13 protein-coding genes, 1 tRNA gene, 1 rRNA gene, 2 pseudogenes and 1 other annotated feature are annotated in these 15,700 nt (G+C 59.6%); of the genes and pseudogenes, 9 read left to right on the forward strand and 8 right to left on the reverse strand.

Features of this window, described 5'->3' with window-relative positions; all coding sequences use genetic code 11:
• Positions 1 to 75 precede the first annotated feature (75 nt).
• Positions 76 to 190: ribosomal RNA gene (gene rrf, locus R8G34_14945) — 5S ribosomal RNA — on the forward strand.
• A 271-nt stretch (positions 191 to 461) separates the two neighbouring features.
• Here rrf and R8G34_14950 read toward each other — a convergent pair.
• From R8G34_14950 to smpB, 3 genes and pseudogenes are all read right to left on the reverse strand, one after another.
• Positions 462 to 1,100: an AAA family ATPase gene (locus R8G34_14950; GenBank protein ID MDW3224156.1), complete on the reverse strand. Its 639-nt coding sequence runs from the start codon at positions 1,098 to 1,100 to the stop codon at positions 462 to 464.
• A gap of 71 nt (positions 1,101 to 1,171) precedes the next feature.
• The gene (locus R8G34_14955; protein MDW3224157.1) at positions 1,172 to 1,714 is read right to left on the reverse strand and encodes a toll/interleukin-1 receptor domain-containing protein; all 543 of its coding nucleotides are present in this window, start codon (positions 1,712 to 1,714) and stop codon (positions 1,172 to 1,174) included.
• An 89-nt stretch (positions 1,715 to 1,803) separates the two neighbouring features.
• Positions 1,804 to 2,246 (reverse strand): annotated as a pseudogene (gene smpB / locus R8G34_14960) (SsrA-binding protein SmpB).
• A 397-nt stretch (positions 2,247 to 2,643) separates the two neighbouring features.
• Positions 2,644 to 2,720, forward strand: a sequence feature (AL1L pseudoknot).
• On the opposite strand from smpB, the pseudogene R8G34_14965 reads away from it, so the two are divergent.
• Together R8G34_14965 and R8G34_14970 are read left to right on the forward strand one after the other, a co-directional pair.
• Positions 2,679 to 3,325: pseudogene (locus R8G34_14965) on the forward strand (IS3 family transposase). (Overlaps the previous feature by 42 nt.)
• Positions 3,326 to 3,670: 345 nt before the next feature.
• Positions 3,671 to 3,747 (forward strand) — tRNA-Met (locus R8G34_14970).
• Here R8G34_14970 and R8G34_14975 read toward each other — a convergent pair.
• On the reverse strand, positions 3,704 to 5,356 hold the full coding sequence (locus tag R8G34_14975) for a recombinase family protein (GenBank protein MDW3224158.1): 1,653 nt from the start codon (positions 5,354 to 5,356) through the stop codon (positions 3,704 to 3,706). The two genes, R8G34_14970 and R8G34_14975, sit on opposite strands and share 44 nt — an antisense overlap.
• 12 nt (positions 5,357 to 5,368) lie before the next feature.
• A complete protein-coding gene (locus R8G34_14980) occupies positions 5,369 to 5,596 on the reverse strand; it encodes a hypothetical protein (protein MDW3224159.1) in 228 nt (75 codons plus the stop codon).
• A 400-nt stretch (positions 5,597 to 5,996) separates the two neighbouring features.
• On the opposite strand from R8G34_14980, the gene R8G34_14985 reads away from it, so the two are divergent.
• Positions 5,997 to 7,193: a DUF932 domain-containing protein gene (locus R8G34_14985; protein MDW3224160.1), complete on the forward strand. Its 1,197-nt coding sequence runs from the start codon at positions 5,997 to 5,999 to the stop codon at positions 7,191 to 7,193.
• A gap of 202 nt (positions 7,194 to 7,395) precedes the next feature.
• Here R8G34_14985 and R8G34_14990 read toward each other — a convergent pair whose 3' ends face one another.
• Positions 7,396 to 7,986: a hypothetical protein gene (locus R8G34_14990; protein ID MDW3224161.1), complete on the reverse strand. Its 591-nt coding sequence runs from the start codon at positions 7,984 to 7,986 to the stop codon at positions 7,396 to 7,398.
• A gap of 180 nt (positions 7,987 to 8,166) precedes the next feature.
• Here R8G34_14990 and R8G34_14995 point away from each other — a divergent pair, with 180 nt between their 5' ends.
• The 3 genes from R8G34_14995 to R8G34_15005 all read left to right on the forward strand — a co-directional run bounded on the left by R8G34_14995 (position 8,167) and on the right by R8G34_15005 (position 12,685).
• Positions 8,167 to 10,287, forward strand: coding sequence for a ParB/RepB/Spo0J family partition protein (locus R8G34_14995; protein ID MDW3224162.1), 2,121 nt, complete (start codon positions 8,167 to 8,169; stop codon positions 10,285 to 10,287).
• 97 nt (positions 10,288 to 10,384) lie between these two features.
• Positions 10,385 to 11,440 carry a toprim domain-containing protein gene (locus R8G34_15000; protein MDW3224163.1) on the forward strand — a complete coding sequence of 352 codons (1,056 nt, stop codon included), beginning with the start codon at positions 10,385 to 10,387 and terminating at the stop codon, positions 11,438 to 11,440.
• 309 nt (positions 11,441 to 11,749) lie between these two features.
• Positions 11,750 to 12,685, forward strand: coding sequence for a DUF2493 domain-containing protein (locus tag R8G34_15005; protein MDW3224164.1), 936 nt, complete (start codon positions 11,750 to 11,752; stop codon positions 12,683 to 12,685).
• A 109-nt stretch (positions 12,686 to 12,794) separates the two neighbouring features.
• Here the strand turns inward: R8G34_15005 and R8G34_15010 are convergent, their stop codons facing one another.
• Both R8G34_15010 and R8G34_15015 read right to left on the reverse strand, forming a co-directional pair.
• The gene (locus R8G34_15010; GenBank protein MDW3224165.1) at positions 12,795 to 13,193 is read right to left on the reverse strand and encodes a DUF5615 family PIN-like protein; all 399 of its coding nucleotides are present in this window, start codon (positions 13,191 to 13,193) and stop codon (positions 12,795 to 12,797) included.
• 6 nt (positions 13,194 to 13,199) lie between these two features.
• Positions 13,200 to 13,793, reverse strand: coding sequence for a DUF433 domain-containing protein (locus tag R8G34_15015; protein ID MDW3224166.1), 594 nt, complete (start codon positions 13,791 to 13,793; stop codon positions 13,200 to 13,202).
• A 275-nt stretch (positions 13,794 to 14,068) separates the two neighbouring features.
• Between R8G34_15015 and R8G34_15020 the strand changes: the two genes are divergently transcribed.
• Together R8G34_15020 and R8G34_15025 are read left to right on the forward strand one after the other, a co-directional pair.
• The gene (locus R8G34_15020; GenBank protein ID MDW3224167.1) at positions 14,069 to 14,485 is read left to right on the forward strand and encodes a hypothetical protein; all 417 of its coding nucleotides are present in this window, start codon (positions 14,069 to 14,071) and stop codon (positions 14,483 to 14,485) included.
• A 701-nt stretch (positions 14,486 to 15,186) separates the two neighbouring features.
• The gene (locus R8G34_15025) at positions 15,187 to 15,588 is read left to right on the forward strand and encodes a single-stranded DNA-binding protein (GenBank protein MDW3224168.1); all 402 of its coding nucleotides are present in this window, start codon (positions 15,187 to 15,189) and stop codon (positions 15,586 to 15,588) included.
• The last annotated feature ends 112 nt before the right edge of the window (positions 15,589 to 15,700 follow it).

Genomic DNA, 15,700 nt, shown 5'->3' on the forward strand with positions numbered 1-15,700 from the left:
AAGACTTCGAAGGATATTCAAAAGCATACACAGCACATTAGAGTGCATGACTTGGACGACAGAGGTTTTTCATGGTTTGGTGGTCATAGCGCGAGCAAAACACCCGATCCCATCCCGAACTCGGCAGTTAAGTGCCGCCGCGCCGATGGTACTGCGTCTTAAGGCGTGGGAGAGTAGGTCACCGCCAAACCTAGTAAAACCTTTGTCAGTATCTCTCTAACGATACTCCCCAACTCACAGCAGATAGAAAATTGAAACGCAGCGCGGGCAGTTTTGCGTCCGTGTGGGCTAAGCATCCGCAAAACATGTCGTTCCTGCAAACGTCAAACCAGTAGGAAGCTAATACATCTTGGTGTTGTAAGCGTTTCATCCGCCCCCTGTTCAACCATGACCCCGCCCCCTGATCCGGGCAGATCAGGTTTACAATCCATTTCTGTTACTTTCTGTCGATTTGTTTGCGGTCAAGGCCTCCTGAGCGCAGTCCTTACATACACTAGTACTACCGTGCAAAGGTCCCCGCTATCAGTCATACCGCTGCGGCTGTCGATCAGTACGTAGTCATATTTGGCCAGCCACTCGCCGCGATACGCACCAAATCGATTGCCGATGTCGTGTTTGGTGTAAAGGTCGTCCAAATTCAGGTTCTGTACCAACTGGGTGTAGTCGTTAGCCGCACGGGATGCACGCCCCGACTGAATGATGTCCAACCGTGCGCCATCATTCGGTTCGTTGACAGCAAAAGACAGTGCTTCAAGATCGAGATTGACTTTGGTGACAACCGATCGCAAATCCATCGATTTGGGTGTCAGCAAATCAATGAGACCTGAGCCGGATCGCAACCGATCCTGCAATGTCGGATCATGAGAAAAAAAGAAATGCTCTAGCCCCGGCGCCTCGAGGTCAAAACCGATCATCAAGACCTTATTTCCCTGCACGGCCAGCGAAACGGCGACGTTCGCCATGGCCATGGACCGACCAACGCCTCCCTTGAACGAATAGAAGGTGTAAATTTTTCCTGGCTTGACCTGCGGCTTTTCCGGTTGCCGCTTGACCTCTTGGGCCGGGCGCAAGTCAAATCCCTTAAGCGTGACGTCTTCCATCAAACGAACTGCCCCCGAAAAGGTTGTTGTACTGGCGCTTGCGGACCGAACAAGGCAGCAAGTGTCGGGTTTTACTCAACTGGATCAGGAACATTGGGCAGTTTCGGAAAGTCCGGTTGGTGGGGCACATTATTGGCAACATGCTTTATCTTGTCTCCAGCGCCAGTGGTAAATTCCTTGAGCGCTTCGTCGAATCCGTGCCGGACTTCGGACACCTCAAATGTTGGTCCGAGCAGAAAGAACTCGCAAAAATCCCTTGCTTGGATGTCCCGTGCCCAAGACGGAAAATGGTTTTTGTCGTGGGTGCGGGCCGCATGGATTAGAGTGCCGCGTTCCAGATCAAGGTGATCTTCGCGCGTCATGAATGTCTTTAGCTCAGCAACGCAATAGTCCGAATTGAAATACCCAGGTGAGAAGAAAGGGATTAGGATCGGGGCGCGGTCCAGCCCATCGCGCAATTCGCTGCGCCAATTGGCCCCAAGTATAACCAAGTGTCTGTCAAAGAACACTTCGCGGTTATCGGCACCGAATGTCTGCTTGAGATACATCTCGACGCTTGCCTTGGACGTACCGAACCATTCATCGGCACCGGCCCCCCCGTTTGTAGCTAACAAATCCCAAGCTGTTTTAATGCGGCATACCCAAATTTCCGACCGGGACTGTGACAACTGCAGGTGGTTGGGTCAAGTGTTGATGGGCTTGATCAGCCCCGCTCTTTGAGCAAGCGCTGTTTCTGGTCATTCCAGTTGCGCTCGGCGGAGGTGTCGCGCTTGTCGTGCAGCTTTTTGCTCTTGGCGATGCCGATCTTCAGCTTCGCCATGCCCTTGTGATTGAAATAAAGCACGATGGGCACCAGCGTCATGCCTTGCCGCGGGGTAGCGTTCCAGAGGTCCTTGCGGCTGACCAGAAGCTTCCGACGGCGGTGTTCTTCGTGGCGGAAGCTCTTGGCCTGCTCGTAGGGAGCAATGTATAGCTATTGATCAGCCACAATTCGCCCTCGTCCACCTGCGCGTAGCTCTCGGCGATGTTGGCACCGCCTGCCCGCAGCGATTTGACCTCGGACCCTTCGAGCGCGATGCCGCATTCGAGATCTTGTTCGATCGCGTAAGGCTCGAACAAGCAGCTATTCAGTTCGTTGGCCTTAATGGCATCTTTGTCCGCGTCTAGATAGTCGAGCAACATTGTTGCGAAGGGGCAGTTTGGGAACTGGGTGCGTGGTGGATTTGAATGACCGGTTTTTCGACGTAGGCTGCAACGCAGCGAAACGCGCCCTGCGCCCGCAAACCGATGCCGCGCAAGCGAAGGCAGAATCTTCAATGTCGGTAAAGTCCGCGATGTGTGAGCTCAATGAAGCCCGGAGATTGCGCTTGCAGCGAATGACCGCAAAGCGGGCTGTGACTGCAGCATGCTGGCCGGTCGGTGAATGGCAGGTTTGGGCCGGAAATGCGCAAATTTGAGTTCCTGCATTGGCGCGTAGCGCCAATGTAACCCCAGTTTAGGCCCGCGAGAAGGTATCAAATAGGGGGTCAGATGCAACGCTTGCAAATGATTGCCTTCATCAAAGACTTTCGCGGGGAGCATGGGGTCGAGCCGATCTGCCGGGTTCTGCAAATCGCCCCATCCACTGCCCGGCAGGGCATTGCGCAGCAATGTCCCGAGAGGGGACATTCTATGAACGCCTTGCCGTCGAGCGTGATCCTGACCGGGCTTCGGACCGTGCCAAGCGAGATACGTCTCTGCGCAAGGAGATAGCCGACATCTGGGCAAAGAACCGGTCTGTCTCTGGCGCACGCAAACTTTGGCACGCGATGAACCGTGAGAAGTTTGATGTTGCCCGCTGCACCGTCGAGCCATTGATGCGCCAACTTGGCATTCAAGACGTCCGGCGTGGCAAAAAGATCAAAACCACGCACGGACAGCCTGTGGATCAATGCCCGATAGACAAGGTCAATCGCCAGTTCAGGGCTTCAATGCCAAACGAGCTATGGGTGTCCGACTTCACATTTGTGTCCACCTGGCGTGGGTTCGTTTATGTTGCTTTTGTCATCGACACCTTCGCGAACCGCATCGTCGGCGGGAAGGCATCGACAGCGCAGGACACGCAATTTGTTCTGGATGCGCTCGAACAGGCGATCCATGCGCGCAGGCCAGCTGAAAAGCTCATCCATCATTCGGATCGCGGCAGCCAATATGTGTCGATCAAATACACTGAACGCCTCGTTGAGGTCTGTTTCACAATGTCCAAGCTACTTTTCCTCAGCAGTGCCATACTGCCAATAGCGCGAACGCAGTTTGCAAGACGACCTAAATATTCGATTTTTTTGATTTGTGCTTGCATGGCGCAGTCTCCCGCCAGTGTTTTGACCGAATAAGCATGCTGAAGAGAAACGCGGTGCCAGTCTTAAAACATGCGCAAAGATGGGCATTTGTCCGGTTCCGGCGATCAATCAGGGATTTCGAATATTGCGTTTATACTCAACTGAAGAAAAAAGTCAGAAAAACCGTAATCCATGGCGGATTCTACTTGTGCTCCGCCTGGGTCAGACATAGACAAGCCTTGCTCGATTTGGCGCGGGATGGAGCAGCCCGGTAGCTCGTCAGGCTCATAACCTGAAGGTCGTAGGTTCAAATCCTACTCCCGCAACCAACGATCCTTGCGATAGCAAGTTGTCTAGCGCCTCGGCCTCCGAAAGGAAGTCGGGGTTTTTCTTTCCTGCCGCAAAGCGCAGGATTGCACCCAGATCGCCGCGCAGGATGATCGCCAATTCCTCGTTGTCAGGCATGAGCGTTACTTGCTCGATCAACGACCGCAGAACCTCGACCGCTGGTCCGCGGTCCTCCTCGCGCTGCAGGTTCTCGCACAGCTTGCCAACCCGATCCTGATAGACATACGCCATGTTCGGATGCAGCAAGGGCGGTGGTTCATCGGCATTCGCCAGCAGCTCGGCCAGTTCGACCTTGCGTGCTTCCAGCTTCTCGGCCTTGTCCTTCAGCTTCTCAGGTGGAAAGCCTCGAAGGATGGCGTCGACCATCTTGTCCAGCTCGCGATCAGCCCGTTCAAACTCCTTTTGCCATCCAACCAAATCCGCGCCGCGCTCGATCCTAAGACGGTTCACCTCGCGCGTGAATTCCGCGCAGAACTCCTTGAAGAGCTCCGGCTCCATCAAATGCTTGCGCAGGCCGTTCAGGATCGAGGCTTCCAGAGCATCGCGCCGGATATTCATCCGATTGCTGCATGTTCCTTTGTTCCGGGCCGTCGAACAGCCCAGCAGGTCTTTTGAGATCAGCGAATAGCCTCCGCCACAGCATCCGCATTTAATGAGGCCCCCCAACAGGTGCTTCGCCCGCCTCCGATCGTTCATCGGATTGCCACCCTCGCCCCCGGATGTGTCGAACGCGAGGCTGGCTTGCCGCACCTTCACGTCGTCCCAGAGCGACTGGTCTACAACCCGCAGGTCAGGCACCTCGTGCACCACCCATTCGCTTTCCGGGTTCGGGCGCGATACCCGCCTTCCCGTGTCGGGATCCTTCATGTAGCGCAGCCGGTTCCAGACCAACCGACCGATGTAGAGTTCATTGTTGAGAATGCCGGTTCCTCTTTTCGGGTTCCCGTGGATCGTCGAGGGCCCCCACTCCTTGCCTTGCGGTCCAGCAACGCCTTCCTTGTTCAGGGTCATTGCAATCGTGCGAGATGATTGCCCGGCAAGATAATCGCGAAAAATGCGCCGCACGACGGCGGCCTCTTCCGGATTTATCTCGCGCTCACCGCGGTCGTCCGGATCAGGCGTCCGAATGACGTCATAGCCAAAACAGAGACCACCGCCTGACCTCCCCATTTCCACCCGACCGCGCAGGCCGCGTCGGGTCTTGTCCGCAAGGTCCTTCAGAAAGAGCGCGCCCATCGTGCCTTTCAGGCCGATATGCAGTTCGCTAACCTCGCCTTCGGAGAGTGTCACGATGCTCACATCTGCAAAGCGCATCCGCTTGTAGAGCCCGGCGATATCTTCCTGATCACGTGACAGCCGATCCAGCGATTCCGTGAGAATAACGTCGAACCGCCGCTTGAGTCCGTCGGCGATCAGTTCCTGAACGCCTGGACGGAGGAGCGAGGCCCCGGAGATCGCGCGATCCGTATAGCTGTCGATAATCGTCCAGCCTTCGCGTTCCGCACGCGCACGGCAGATGCGCAACTGATCCTCGATGGAGGCATCGCGCTGATTGTCCGATGAATACCTCGCGTAAAGTGCTGCTTTCATATGCTCACCTCCCTAATCGCGGGGGCGAGTCTGTCCATGACGCGCGGTTTCCGCTTCGACAAAATCCCTTGCAGCTTGCCGTGCCAGCAGGCGAACCAAGTCGACCAGACGTGGGTCATCGCTTGCACGCCCCACGCGCACGACTTCACGATCTGCGTTCTCGGCTCCAATGGAGTAATGCCCTGTCGAGGTATCGCTTGCGGTCTGGCCGCTGCATGTTTTTTGACCGATGCGTTCCATAAAGCCCAGCATGACCGACGGTCGCTGAGTCTCAAGAAAAAACCATATGGGAAAACAGCGAGTTGCCGCATGCGCTGGCGTGCTTTGGCGTAGGCTGTCGCAGTATGGGAAAGCCTGGCGTCGCACATATAGGCACCGTAAAGGCCGTAGTTCGAATGCGTGTCAGTCCGAATTCTGTCCATGGCGAGGTCCTCGGCGGACGAATTGCCAGCGCAATCGCCCCATTCATAAAGAATGCCACAACCCGCCCGAATCGCAAAACGGCATTGAATTGGGGTTGCGAGATTTCGCCGTTTGCACGCGCGGCTACTCCGGCGGGAGAGTGAGAGATGGGTTTGGGGAGCCGTGACGGGCTAGGGCTGGAGGAGTGGCCTCCGGCGCCTGTCGTGGAGATTTTCCCATGATTCAGGAACAGAATTTCAATGCGCGCCCCGATGCGAGCGGCGGCTACAAGGTGGATGTGTCACGCGGCTCGAACGTGGACCGCGTGTCGTCCGAATGGTTTTCGCGGCCCGACGATGAGCGCTACCTGTCACTCGACGACCTTTTCGCCTCAGTCAAAGGTCGCGCAGAGCGCAGTCGGACGCGCACGGTGGAGAGCGCTGCGATCCGGGTCGAGGCGCATCGCGACAATCCTGAGAAGTTGGGGTTGGTCTTGCCCGGAACAGATGAGCCGATTGCGCCAACGCATTGGAGCTTTGGTCAACTGTCCAGCCTCGTCGGCGCGCCTGCCGCCTATTTGCGCCAGTTGCCCGCACCACTCGCAGGCATCAACTTACAATACGGCCTGACCAACCACCGCGCCGAACAAATCAAGACGCTGGAAACCGGCGACGGGCGCACCGAACTGCGTGCCGTGACCGGGCCCGACTATGGCCGCATCTACGATCACGAGCTGGTCTCTGCCGTCCAGCGTATCGCGGGCAATGGCACTGGCGACACGCGTTGGAAGGTGCCCGGCGTACTTGACTGGTCGACTGGCATCTACAATCCCCGGGTCGATATCACCAAAGACACCACCACACTTTATGCTTCAGACCGCGACGTCTTCCTCTTTCTGGTCGATGATCTGAACCCCATTGAGGCGGGGCTGCTGCCCGATGGCTCGCCCGACCTCTATTTCCGGGGGTTCTACTGCTGGAATTCCGAGGTGGGCGCCAAGACGCTCGGCATCGCCAGCTTCTACCTGCGGGCGGTCTGCCAGAACCGCAACCTCTGGGGCGTCGAGGACTTCCAGGAGATCACCATCCGGCATTCGAAATACGCCGCCTCCCGCTTCGCCCATGAGGCCGCGCCTGCGCTGAGCCGCTTCGCCGAGTCTTCGCCCGCGCCCTTCATCGACGGCATCCGCGCGGCGCGCGAGAAGATCGTCGCGCGGTCCGACGACGACCGTCAGGACTTCCTCCGCAAGCGCGGTTTCTCGAAGGCGGAGACGGGGCGGATCGTCGAGACGGTGCTGGCCGAGGAAGGTCGCCCGCCCGAAAGCGTGTTCGACTTCGTGCAGGGGATCACGGCGGTCGCCCGGTCGAAGCCGCAGCAGGATGCCCGGCTGGTGATGGAGGGCAAGGCGAAGGTGCTATTGGAGAGAGCTTCCTAGTCGGTATGCAAGCTGTTCAGGTTCGGTTGTCATTGTTGGGCAGAGGCCCTTTGTGAATGCCCGCCGGCTCTTTTGTCTCAATCTACCAGACAGCCGTTCAAAGAGCTGGCGCGCAGCCGTCTGGGAATTAGAATTGCGGCGCTTTCAATCCCGTTTAGTTCGTTCGGTGTTTCTGTGTTCTACTACGCGCGAGTCTCGGTGTTCAGCTGTTGTTTTCAAGCTCGGCGTGCATGTCTGCCAGCGCATCGATCCAGTCCCAATGTGCTTCGAGCGCGTCGCTGTCGTCGTCGACAAGAACCTTCATCACGCCATCGACCTCTTCTTCATAGAGGATGCCTTCGAAAATGAGGCCATTGATCAAAGTGCGACGCTTTTTCTTGCCAGTATCTTGGGCGTAGGAGCGTTGGACGAGGAAATCGTAATCCATAGGCCCGTGAGTGTCATGCAGCTTGACCACAGAATCTATTATCTGGATCCGTTGGACCGCTTCCTTCTGGCGATCCAATGCAAGTTTGAACAGACCGCCAATGGCGGCTCCTGCCACGTTGATGACCGAGCTGACAATTAGACCGCCCGCCACATCGTTAGCGGCGCGCTCGAGGCTCCGTCCGTGTTTTTCAGCCGCATCGTCAAGCGCCACTCGCATGCCGTTTACTGTCAATTCGAACGTCTCTGAGGCTTCCGATATCCGGTCAGCGCTTGCAGTGTAAGCCTCAACGCCGTCAAGAATTTCTCCGGACAGCCCTTCAACGTTGGCGTTAAGGTCTTCAAGAAGCTCTTTACGGGTAGGCATTGTTAAAACCTTCAAGCAGCGAAACGGTCCTACATGTACCACGCAAAGTTGACGAAATCTACCGCGCCTGACGCATGATGCTACCCAATTCCACCTAGAGTGAGAGGTGGGCCGGGTTTTCCGTGACGGGTTTGGAGGTCGGGAGAGAGGCTCCCGGCTGGCCCGTCTGGAGATATCCCGATGACCAAGCAACAGAAAATCACCCTCAGCGCCTCGCGCGACATTCCCTTCAACAAGCTGATGCTCAGCCAGTCGAACGTGCGCCACGTCAAGGCGGGCGTGTCGATCGAGGAACTGGCCGAGGACATCGCGCGGCGGACGCTGCTCAGTTCCATCACTGTGCGGCCCGTGCTGGACGACAGCGGCGCCGAGACCGGCACGTACACGATCCCGGCGGGTGGGCGGCGGTTCCGGGCGCTGGAACTGCTCGTCAAGCAGAAGCGCATGAACAAGACCGCCCTTGTGCCCTGCATCGTGCGCACCGATGGGCTCGCCGAGGAGGACAGCCTGGCCGAGAACGTCCAGCGCGCGCCGCTGCATCCGCTCGACCAGTTCCGCGCATTTCAGGCGATGCGCGAGAAAGGCCGCACCGAGGAGGAGATCGCCGCGGCCTTCTTCGTCTCGGCCAGCGTGGTCAAGCAGCGGTTGAAGCTCGCCGCCGTAGCGCCCTCGCTGCTCGACGCCTATGCCGAGGAGGAGATGACGCTCGACCAGCTCATGGCCTTCACGGTCAATCCCGATCACGCGCGGCAGGAGCAGATCTGGGAGGCACTGCAGCGGCACTATTCGCGGCAGCCCTACGAGATCCGCCGCATGTTGACCGAGGCTGCGGTGCGGGCCTCGGACAAGCGGGCTCAGTTCGTCGGGCTCGAGGACTACGTCGACGCCGGTGGCGAGATCCTGCGCGACCTGTTCGAGCAGGACGACGGCGGCTGGCTGCAGGATGCCGCCCTGCTCGATGTCATGGTGAGCGAGAAACTGGCCGAGGAGGCCGAAGCGATCCGGGCCGAAGGCTGGAAGTGGGTAGAGGTCGACACGGACTATCCCTATGGCCACACCTTTGGCATGCGGCGCATCCATGGCGAAGCGGAACCGATGAGCGACGCTGAGGCCGCAGACTATCAGGCGCTGAAGGCCGAATACGAGACGCTAGAGGCCGAGCATGCCGAAGCAGATGAGTTGCCCGAGGAAGTCGACGCGCGTCTCGGGGAGATCGAAACGGCGATGGAGGCACTCCAGGAGCGTCCGATCCGGTTCGAGGCGGAAGACCTTGCAATGGCGGGTGCCTTCGTCAGCATCGACAGCTCCGGGCGGATGCGCGTCGAGCGCGGCCATGTCCGGTCCGAAGACGAGCCAGTCGAGGAACAGGACGAGTCTGCTGATGTCGATGCTGAAGCGCTGATTGACGAAGATGCGGATGACACCGTCTCGCCCACCGTCGAAGACGAGGAGGAAGAAGACGGCCTGAAGCCGCTCTCCGACCGCCTCGTCATGGAACTGACGGCGCATCGCACGTTGGCGCTCCGCAATGCATTGGCGCAGGATCCGCAGGTCGCTTACCTCGCGGCGCTCCATGCGATGACGCTTCGGCTGTTCTACCGCTATGGCCTCGACAGCTGCATCGAGATCGAACCGCGCAACGCGGCGTTCGGGTCGCAGGTGCCGGGCCTTGGCGACACGGCCTATGCGCAGGCCATCGACCAGCGGCACGAGACCTGGGCGCGCAACCTGCCCAAGGCGTCGGAAGACCTATGGGAAGCGCTGACCGAGTTCGACAGTTGCAGCCGCGAGACGCTGTTCGCCCATTGCGTGGCGATGAGCGTGAATGCCGTCCACGATCACTACCAGCGCCGCCCCCGTGCGATCGCGCATGCGGATGTACTGGCCGGGACCGTCGGGCTCAACATGGCCAAGACGGGCTGGGTGGTAACCGGCGACAGCTATCTCGGTCGCGTGACCAAGGCGCGCATCCTTGAGGCCGTTCACGAGGCGAAGGGCGCGGACGCTGCCGACCGCATCTCTGGCCTCAAGAAGCTGGAGATGGTCACGGCCGCAGAGGACCTGCTTGCGGGCACCGGCTGGCTGCCGGAACAGCTGCGCACGCCGCCGCTGCCGGAGGAGGATGTCGCGGAGTTCGAACTGGTCGACAACGTCGATGAACCGGCTTCGGACGACAATACCGACGCGGGCGAAGGGCAATCGGTGGAAGACGGCGGCGAACCGGCTATCGGAGATTCCGATGTGTCGGACGAAGATGATCCCGTCACCACGGACGCCTTCGCCAAGACAGCCGCCGAGTGACTTTCGAGCAGGTCGAGGCCCATCCAAGAGGTCTGGCCACAGGGGTCCGCCAGCAGTGGCGGGCCCCTTCTTTTGTCTATTGCTGAAGGAGGTCCATATGCACAGCCCCGCCGCAGAACTGTCCCGTCGCCTTGCCGAGAACGCCGAGGCCGTGTGCCGCCATTACCTTTCAAACGGCAGGAGGCAGGGGCACTACTGGATTGTCGGTGATGTTCAGAATGCTCCAGGGCGGTCCATGTATGTCCTTCTTTCCGGACCTGCGAATGGCAAAGGAGCTGCAGGCAAGTGGACCGATGCGCAATCCGGCCTGCACGGGGATCTGCTGGACATCATCCGCGAAAGCTGCGGCTTGTACGACTTCAAGGATGTCGCTGCAGAAGCGCGGCGGTTTTTGAGCCTGCCACCACCGGAGCCGTCATTGCCGACTGTAGCCCGATTGCAGACACCGGTGCACGTCGGATCAACGGAAGCTGCACGACGCTTGTTCGCGATGGGCAGTCCGATCTGCGGCACTCCAGCCGAGTCCTATCTGCGTAGCCGCAGGATCAGTCTATTCAATCCGGTGCCGAACTTGCGGTTCCATCCAACGTGCTACTATCGGTGCGAGAACGGCGAGCCCGCGCTCCGGCTTCCGGCGATGCTCGCTGCGATCACCGATCTGGATGGCCACCAGACGGGGACACATCGCACCTGGCTGCGACCGGATGGGACCGACAAGGCGGATGTCGAGACACCGAGGCGGGCCATGGGCACGATGCTTGGCCATGGGGTCCGGTTCGGCTCGTTTGATGATGTTCTCGTCGCAGGCGAGGGCATAGAGACCGTTCTGTCCGTTCGCACTGCCCTGCCTGCAATGGCCACACTCGCGGGGTTGTCGGCGGCACACCTCGCTGCCATCCAGTTCCCCGAAGGCCTCAGGCGGCTCTATGTTTTGCGTGACCGCGATCCGGCGGGCGCGGCTGCGAGGGACACCCTATGCTCTCGCGCAGAGGGCGCCGGGATCGAAGCGCTGACCCTCACCCCGCGGCTGGGTGACTTCAACGATGATCTGCTACGCTACGGCGTGGTCGCCCTGCAAGAGCGTTTACGGCTTCATCTGCATCCCGAGGACGCTGCACGGTTTTTGGCGGTCAGAGGAGGAACGGGTCGGTAATCGCTGTACCGCTCATCGCATGACCTTTCGTGCTGGTTCCCTGCGGCCCCTTCCTCGTGGACTGGCCGGCGCGCACGGCCTTCTCAGAGGGCAGGGGACCCACAAACGGGATGGTCCGGCAATGGCCGCGCTCCGGTTATTTTCCGCCGCGCCCCGATGGGGCGCTTTGCATCGCGAAACAAAATAGCCGGGCTTGGCCATCAAGGCCCTCGCAAAGGGCTCGGGCTGCCCGTCCCTCCCGCCCGTGGGCGCGTTCCTGCCACGAAGGCCGCGTGTGTCGCGCGGCTCACCCGAGAAAGGAGCCCTGAGATGACCTTGGAACACGAAAGCACAGCGATAGAGCCGCATCACAGCTCGTCACCAACAGACCACGTCCTCACCGAACTCCAGCTTTATGGCTGGCGTCCATTCGAGGATGAACCCGATCCCCGCCCACTGCCTGAGGGCAACCAGGTCGCCGCTGCTGTCACAGATATCATCGACGCATTGGTCGCCACGCTGGGCGATACCCGACTTGAACCCGAACTCGACGAACTGCTTTGGGGGACGGTCAACCTGTTCCATCGCGCGCTGGCTCGTACCGAGCGGCAACTCGACGACAACGAACAGGCGCAGCGTCGCCTGCAACGGGAACAGGACGGCTCCGAGGTGAAGTCCCTCGAACTCGAGCGCCTTTTGACCGAAGGGCAAAGCATGCTCGAACGCCGCGCAGCACTGGAACTTTTCCGCGACCTCGCCGCCGAAGGGTTCGAGCATCACCTCGCTAAGCCCTGGCATCCCCGGAGCGGCTCGCGCGTCAGCCATCGCAATCTGACCGCAGCGATGATCGACAGCCGAGATTTCCTTGCCGCGCGCCGCCGGGCCGAGGCGCAACTGCTTCTGCCCGAGGGGCCCAAGGTGGCTGTCACAGGCGGCGCTGACTTCAACGACCACCACCTGATCTGGGCACGCCTCGACCGGGTCCATGCCAAGCACTCGGATATGGTGCTGTTGCATGGCGGCTCGCCCAAGGGCACAGAACTCATCGCCTCACGCTGGGCGGATCACCGCAAAGTGCCGCAGGTCGCCTTCCGCCCCGACTGGGCGAAACATGGCCGCTCAGCGCCGTTCAAGCGCAATGACGCGATGCTGGATGTTCTGCCGATTGGCGTCCTGGTCTTCCCCGGCACGGGCATTCAGGAGAACCTGGCCGACAAAGCCCGCAAGCTGGGCATCCCGGTTCTGAAACACGAGGGCGGCGCGTAAGCGCCGCCTGACCCCACTGCAGGCGTCTCAACCGAAAAACTGCCGCAACGACCGAAAGCGCCGGTATGATTGGGCTTCACCGACGCAGCCCCGGCTGTCCAAGTTAGAACTACGTGCCGTCCTTCGGCAATTCCGCATGCGTCACAAGACCTTGGAAATTGACCTCCACGACGCGGTTGACCATCCAATCCTGCGGTGTCTCTGGCGGTGCTTCTTCATTGATCAACGCGAGTGCGGCCTCGATGGACAGGATCTGACGCGCCTTTGAGACCGATGGAATTATGATCAGACCCGGATGCATTTGGTCTGGTTTTCCGCAGAGCTTCCGAAAATCCTTGCCGTTTACAGTGATCAGCGTGTGATCGTAAGCAATGCAATAGGCCAACACATCCGTGTCCGTCGCACCCGACATGTTGATATCGCGCGTGTGACAGGTCGCATGGGCGGTCGTGTCGCGAAAATGAACCGCTGCACCTGCCGAGACGCATTCGTCGAAGAAAAGGTTCATGCGGGACTACGCGGCCGCCTCCCAAGGACGGCCAGCCGCCACGGGGCGTCCGCGTTCCGGATGGGTGCGTGCGTAGATGTCGGCCGCGACGAAGGCTTCCCGCGGGATTTCGGGGTAGTCTTCCAACAGATCATCGATCGTATCGCCGTCGGCCAGCCGCCCGCTTACCGCATAGACTGGAATTCTTGTGCCCTTGATGATCGGAACACCGCCGAATATCTCCGGATCACTGGTGATATGACGCTTTTTGTTCACCATATAGGCGCGCGCGGCTTCGAGTTTTGTCCCCGCGATCATTGGCAGATCGAGGTGGAGCCCGGGTTCGAGATCGAGCGGCGCGAGGTTTGTACCGGCCATCCCTCGGATGGCCTTCATCAGGATCTTTTTGCGGCTCACCGGAATCTCCTTGAGAAACCTCATGTGTCCGACAGTCGCGAAGTAGCAGACGGCATCCACATTGAGGAACCGGGCGCGGGTCTTGGTGAACATCCCACGGCGCTTTACCGGCGTCATGATACCGGTCTCGATTGCCTTCTCCACACTGCGTGGCGGGACATCGGCGATGTGCGCGACTTCGTTGATCGTCAGTTCGGCGGCCATGTCTAAATCCTTTCCTCGTTGGGGAAGATATATACCGCACACGCCCGGAATTCAAGTCAGCACCCACGACCGTTCTGCGGTCACTTTATCTGCGATGGGGTCGAACGAAGCGCAATGCGCGAAGGTTCGCCGCATCGTCACATTTTTCTTCGGCCAAAAGCGGGTTTGGGCCATAATCGGACCAGCAGAACCGGCGTAGCAGCGCAGTCGCAGGCGGAGCGTTCATTCGGGCAGCCTGTCGTGATCATTCGTGTCACTGACCTATGGAGGCTTCCATGTCGCTAATTCTTCTTGCCATCTCGCTATCCGTCGCCCTCGGAGTTCTAGCCTTTCGCTTTGCGATCTTCGCCCTTCCGGTCATGGCCGGTATTGCCGCTTTCATGCAGGTTCAGAGCGGGGGTTCCAGTTTCGGAGTTGCCTTCCTTGCTGGTGTGCTTGGGGCAGTTGTTTCCATCGGGCTCGTCATCGCCATTCTGGGATTTGCGCGGAACCCTTTCCTTCGCCTTGCAGCGCTCGGCCTGTTCGCTGCGCCTGCATCGGTGGCGGGGTATGCGCTGGCTCATGGGATCGCAAAACATGCCCTTGATCCGGGTGTTATGCTGACGGTTCTGAGTGGGACCTGTGGTGCCGTGGTCGCGATAGCGGCAATCATCAATCTAAACGCGCTTGGCGACGGCGTCCTCGAGCCGTGACGCAATCGGCATGGTCTGAGCTCGGCTTCGTTTGAACACACTCCGGTCGACTTGGGCCGCAAAGCCTCGGGTGTGCCTCATTGAGGAACATCGTCGCGGCCTTAGAATACCTCGACGACGTCGCCCGCCATTTCCTCACAGCAGTCTGACAAAGACGGATTCTCTCAAGCGCAAACGCACTCGACCCGCTGTTCTCGGTTTGCTTGTTGCCCGTAAGGCCGGGTGAATGCAGCTTCCCTTTCCCGCCGCTGAACAAACGTCCCACCGAGGCTATGGCAGCCGACACGGTGCTGGTTGTCTTGAGCGTGTGCCGTTCATGCGGATTCTGTCCCGCTTCGGATTTGTGGCGGCCGTGCTGCGCGAGGTGGCGAGGATGATAAGAGGAGCCTCGGCGTCATTGCGCCTTGGGGATGTCCGACGTTAAACCTGCGTTCGGATGCTGGTTCTGCGCCGCGTCTCCGTTGGCGCTTCTTCAGAAAGACCTGTCCCTCCTCCTGATTGATTCCCTAATCCCGTCCGTCCGAGGCCAGCAACCCCGCACGGCGGAACCCGTGTTGGCGCGTGCCGCGCCTGCCCGCACCACGTCCCGCCTTTGGGGGTCAAGCAGACGCCGATGGCGTCAGTGCAGGCCTCGTCCAGCGGTCTTTGACGGGCCTCATCGGAGGGACGGTCCCTTCGGATGAAGCAACGGAGACCAAATCATGCAAAACATCGTCATCCTCGCTGGCAACATCGGCCAGACCCCCGAGACCCGCACCACACAAGGCGGCACCTCGATCACGAACTTCACCCTCGCCACCTCCCGCCCGCGCTATGCCGAAGGTCGGGTCCTCCGCGACGACAACGGCTTTCGCGTTCAGGACACCGAATGGCACCGCATCACCTGCTTCAACGGCCTCGGCAAGACGGTTCAGCAGTATTGCGAGAAAGGGATGAAGCTTCTCGTGCGCGGCCGCATCCACTACACCAAGTGGACCGATGCCGCCGGGGTCGACCGCTACGGCTGCGAGATCATCGCCGAAACTGTCGACTTCCTGAACCGGGCAAAGACGACCGACGACGAAGACGAGACCTTCATCGACGAAGAGGACGTCCAGTCCTGAGCAAGCGACACCCCGGACCCGGCGGCGCAAGTCGCCGGGTTTCGCGTGTTTGGCCATTCTGCCCCGATCACATTTGGTATCATTCGGCGAAAACCTGCTGCATGCACAATCC

The organism is Paracoccaceae bacterium, from assembly GCA_033344815.1.
Classification (GTDB): domain Bacteria; phylum Pseudomonadota; class Alphaproteobacteria; order Rhodobacterales; family Rhodobacteraceae; genus Roseobacter.

Bases quoted from the DNA above. Each gene is read 5' to 3' on its own strand.
- R8G34_14950 (MDW3224156.1), bottom strand. From the start codon at position 1,100: ATGGAAGACGTCACGCTTAAGGGATTTGACTTGCGCCCGGCCCAAGAG.
- R8G34_14975 (MDW3224158.1), bottom strand. From the start codon at position 5,356: ATGAAAGCAGCACTTTACGCGAGGTATTCATCGGACAATCAGCGCGAT.
- R8G34_14990 (MDW3224161.1), bottom strand. From the start codon at position 7,986: ATGCCTACCCGTAAAGAGCTTCTTGAAGACCTTAACGCCAACGTTGAA.
- R8G34_14995 (MDW3224162.1), top strand. From the start codon at position 8,167: ATGACCAAGCAACAGAAAATCACCCTCAGCGCCTCGCGCGACATTCCC.
- R8G34_15000 (MDW3224163.1), top strand. From the start codon at position 10,385: ATGCACAGCCCCGCCGCAGAACTGTCCCGTCGCCTTGCCGAGAACGCC.
- R8G34_14980 (MDW3224159.1), bottom strand. From the start codon at position 5,596: ATGGAACGCATCGGTCAAAAAACATGCAGCGGCCAGACCGCAAGCGAT.
- R8G34_15010 (MDW3224165.1), bottom strand. From the start codon at position 13,193: ATGAACCTTTTCTTCGACGAATGCGTCTCGGCAGGTGCAGCGGTTCAT.
- R8G34_15020 (MDW3224167.1), top strand. From the start codon at position 14,069: ATGTCGCTAATTCTTCTTGCCATCTCGCTATCCGTCGCCCTCGGAGTT.
- R8G34_15025 (MDW3224168.1), top strand. From the start codon at position 15,187: ATGCAAAACATCGTCATCCTCGCTGGCAACATCGGCCAGACCCCCGAG.
- R8G34_15015 (MDW3224166.1), bottom strand. From the start codon at position 13,793: ATGGCCGCCGAACTGACGATCAACGAAGTCGCGCACATCGCCGATGTC.
- R8G34_14985 (MDW3224160.1), top strand. From the start codon at position 5,997: ATGATTCAGGAACAGAATTTCAATGCGCGCCCCGATGCGAGCGGCGGC.
- R8G34_15005 (MDW3224164.1), top strand. From the start codon at position 11,750: ATGACCTTGGAACACGAAAGCACAGCGATAGAGCCGCATCACAGCTCG.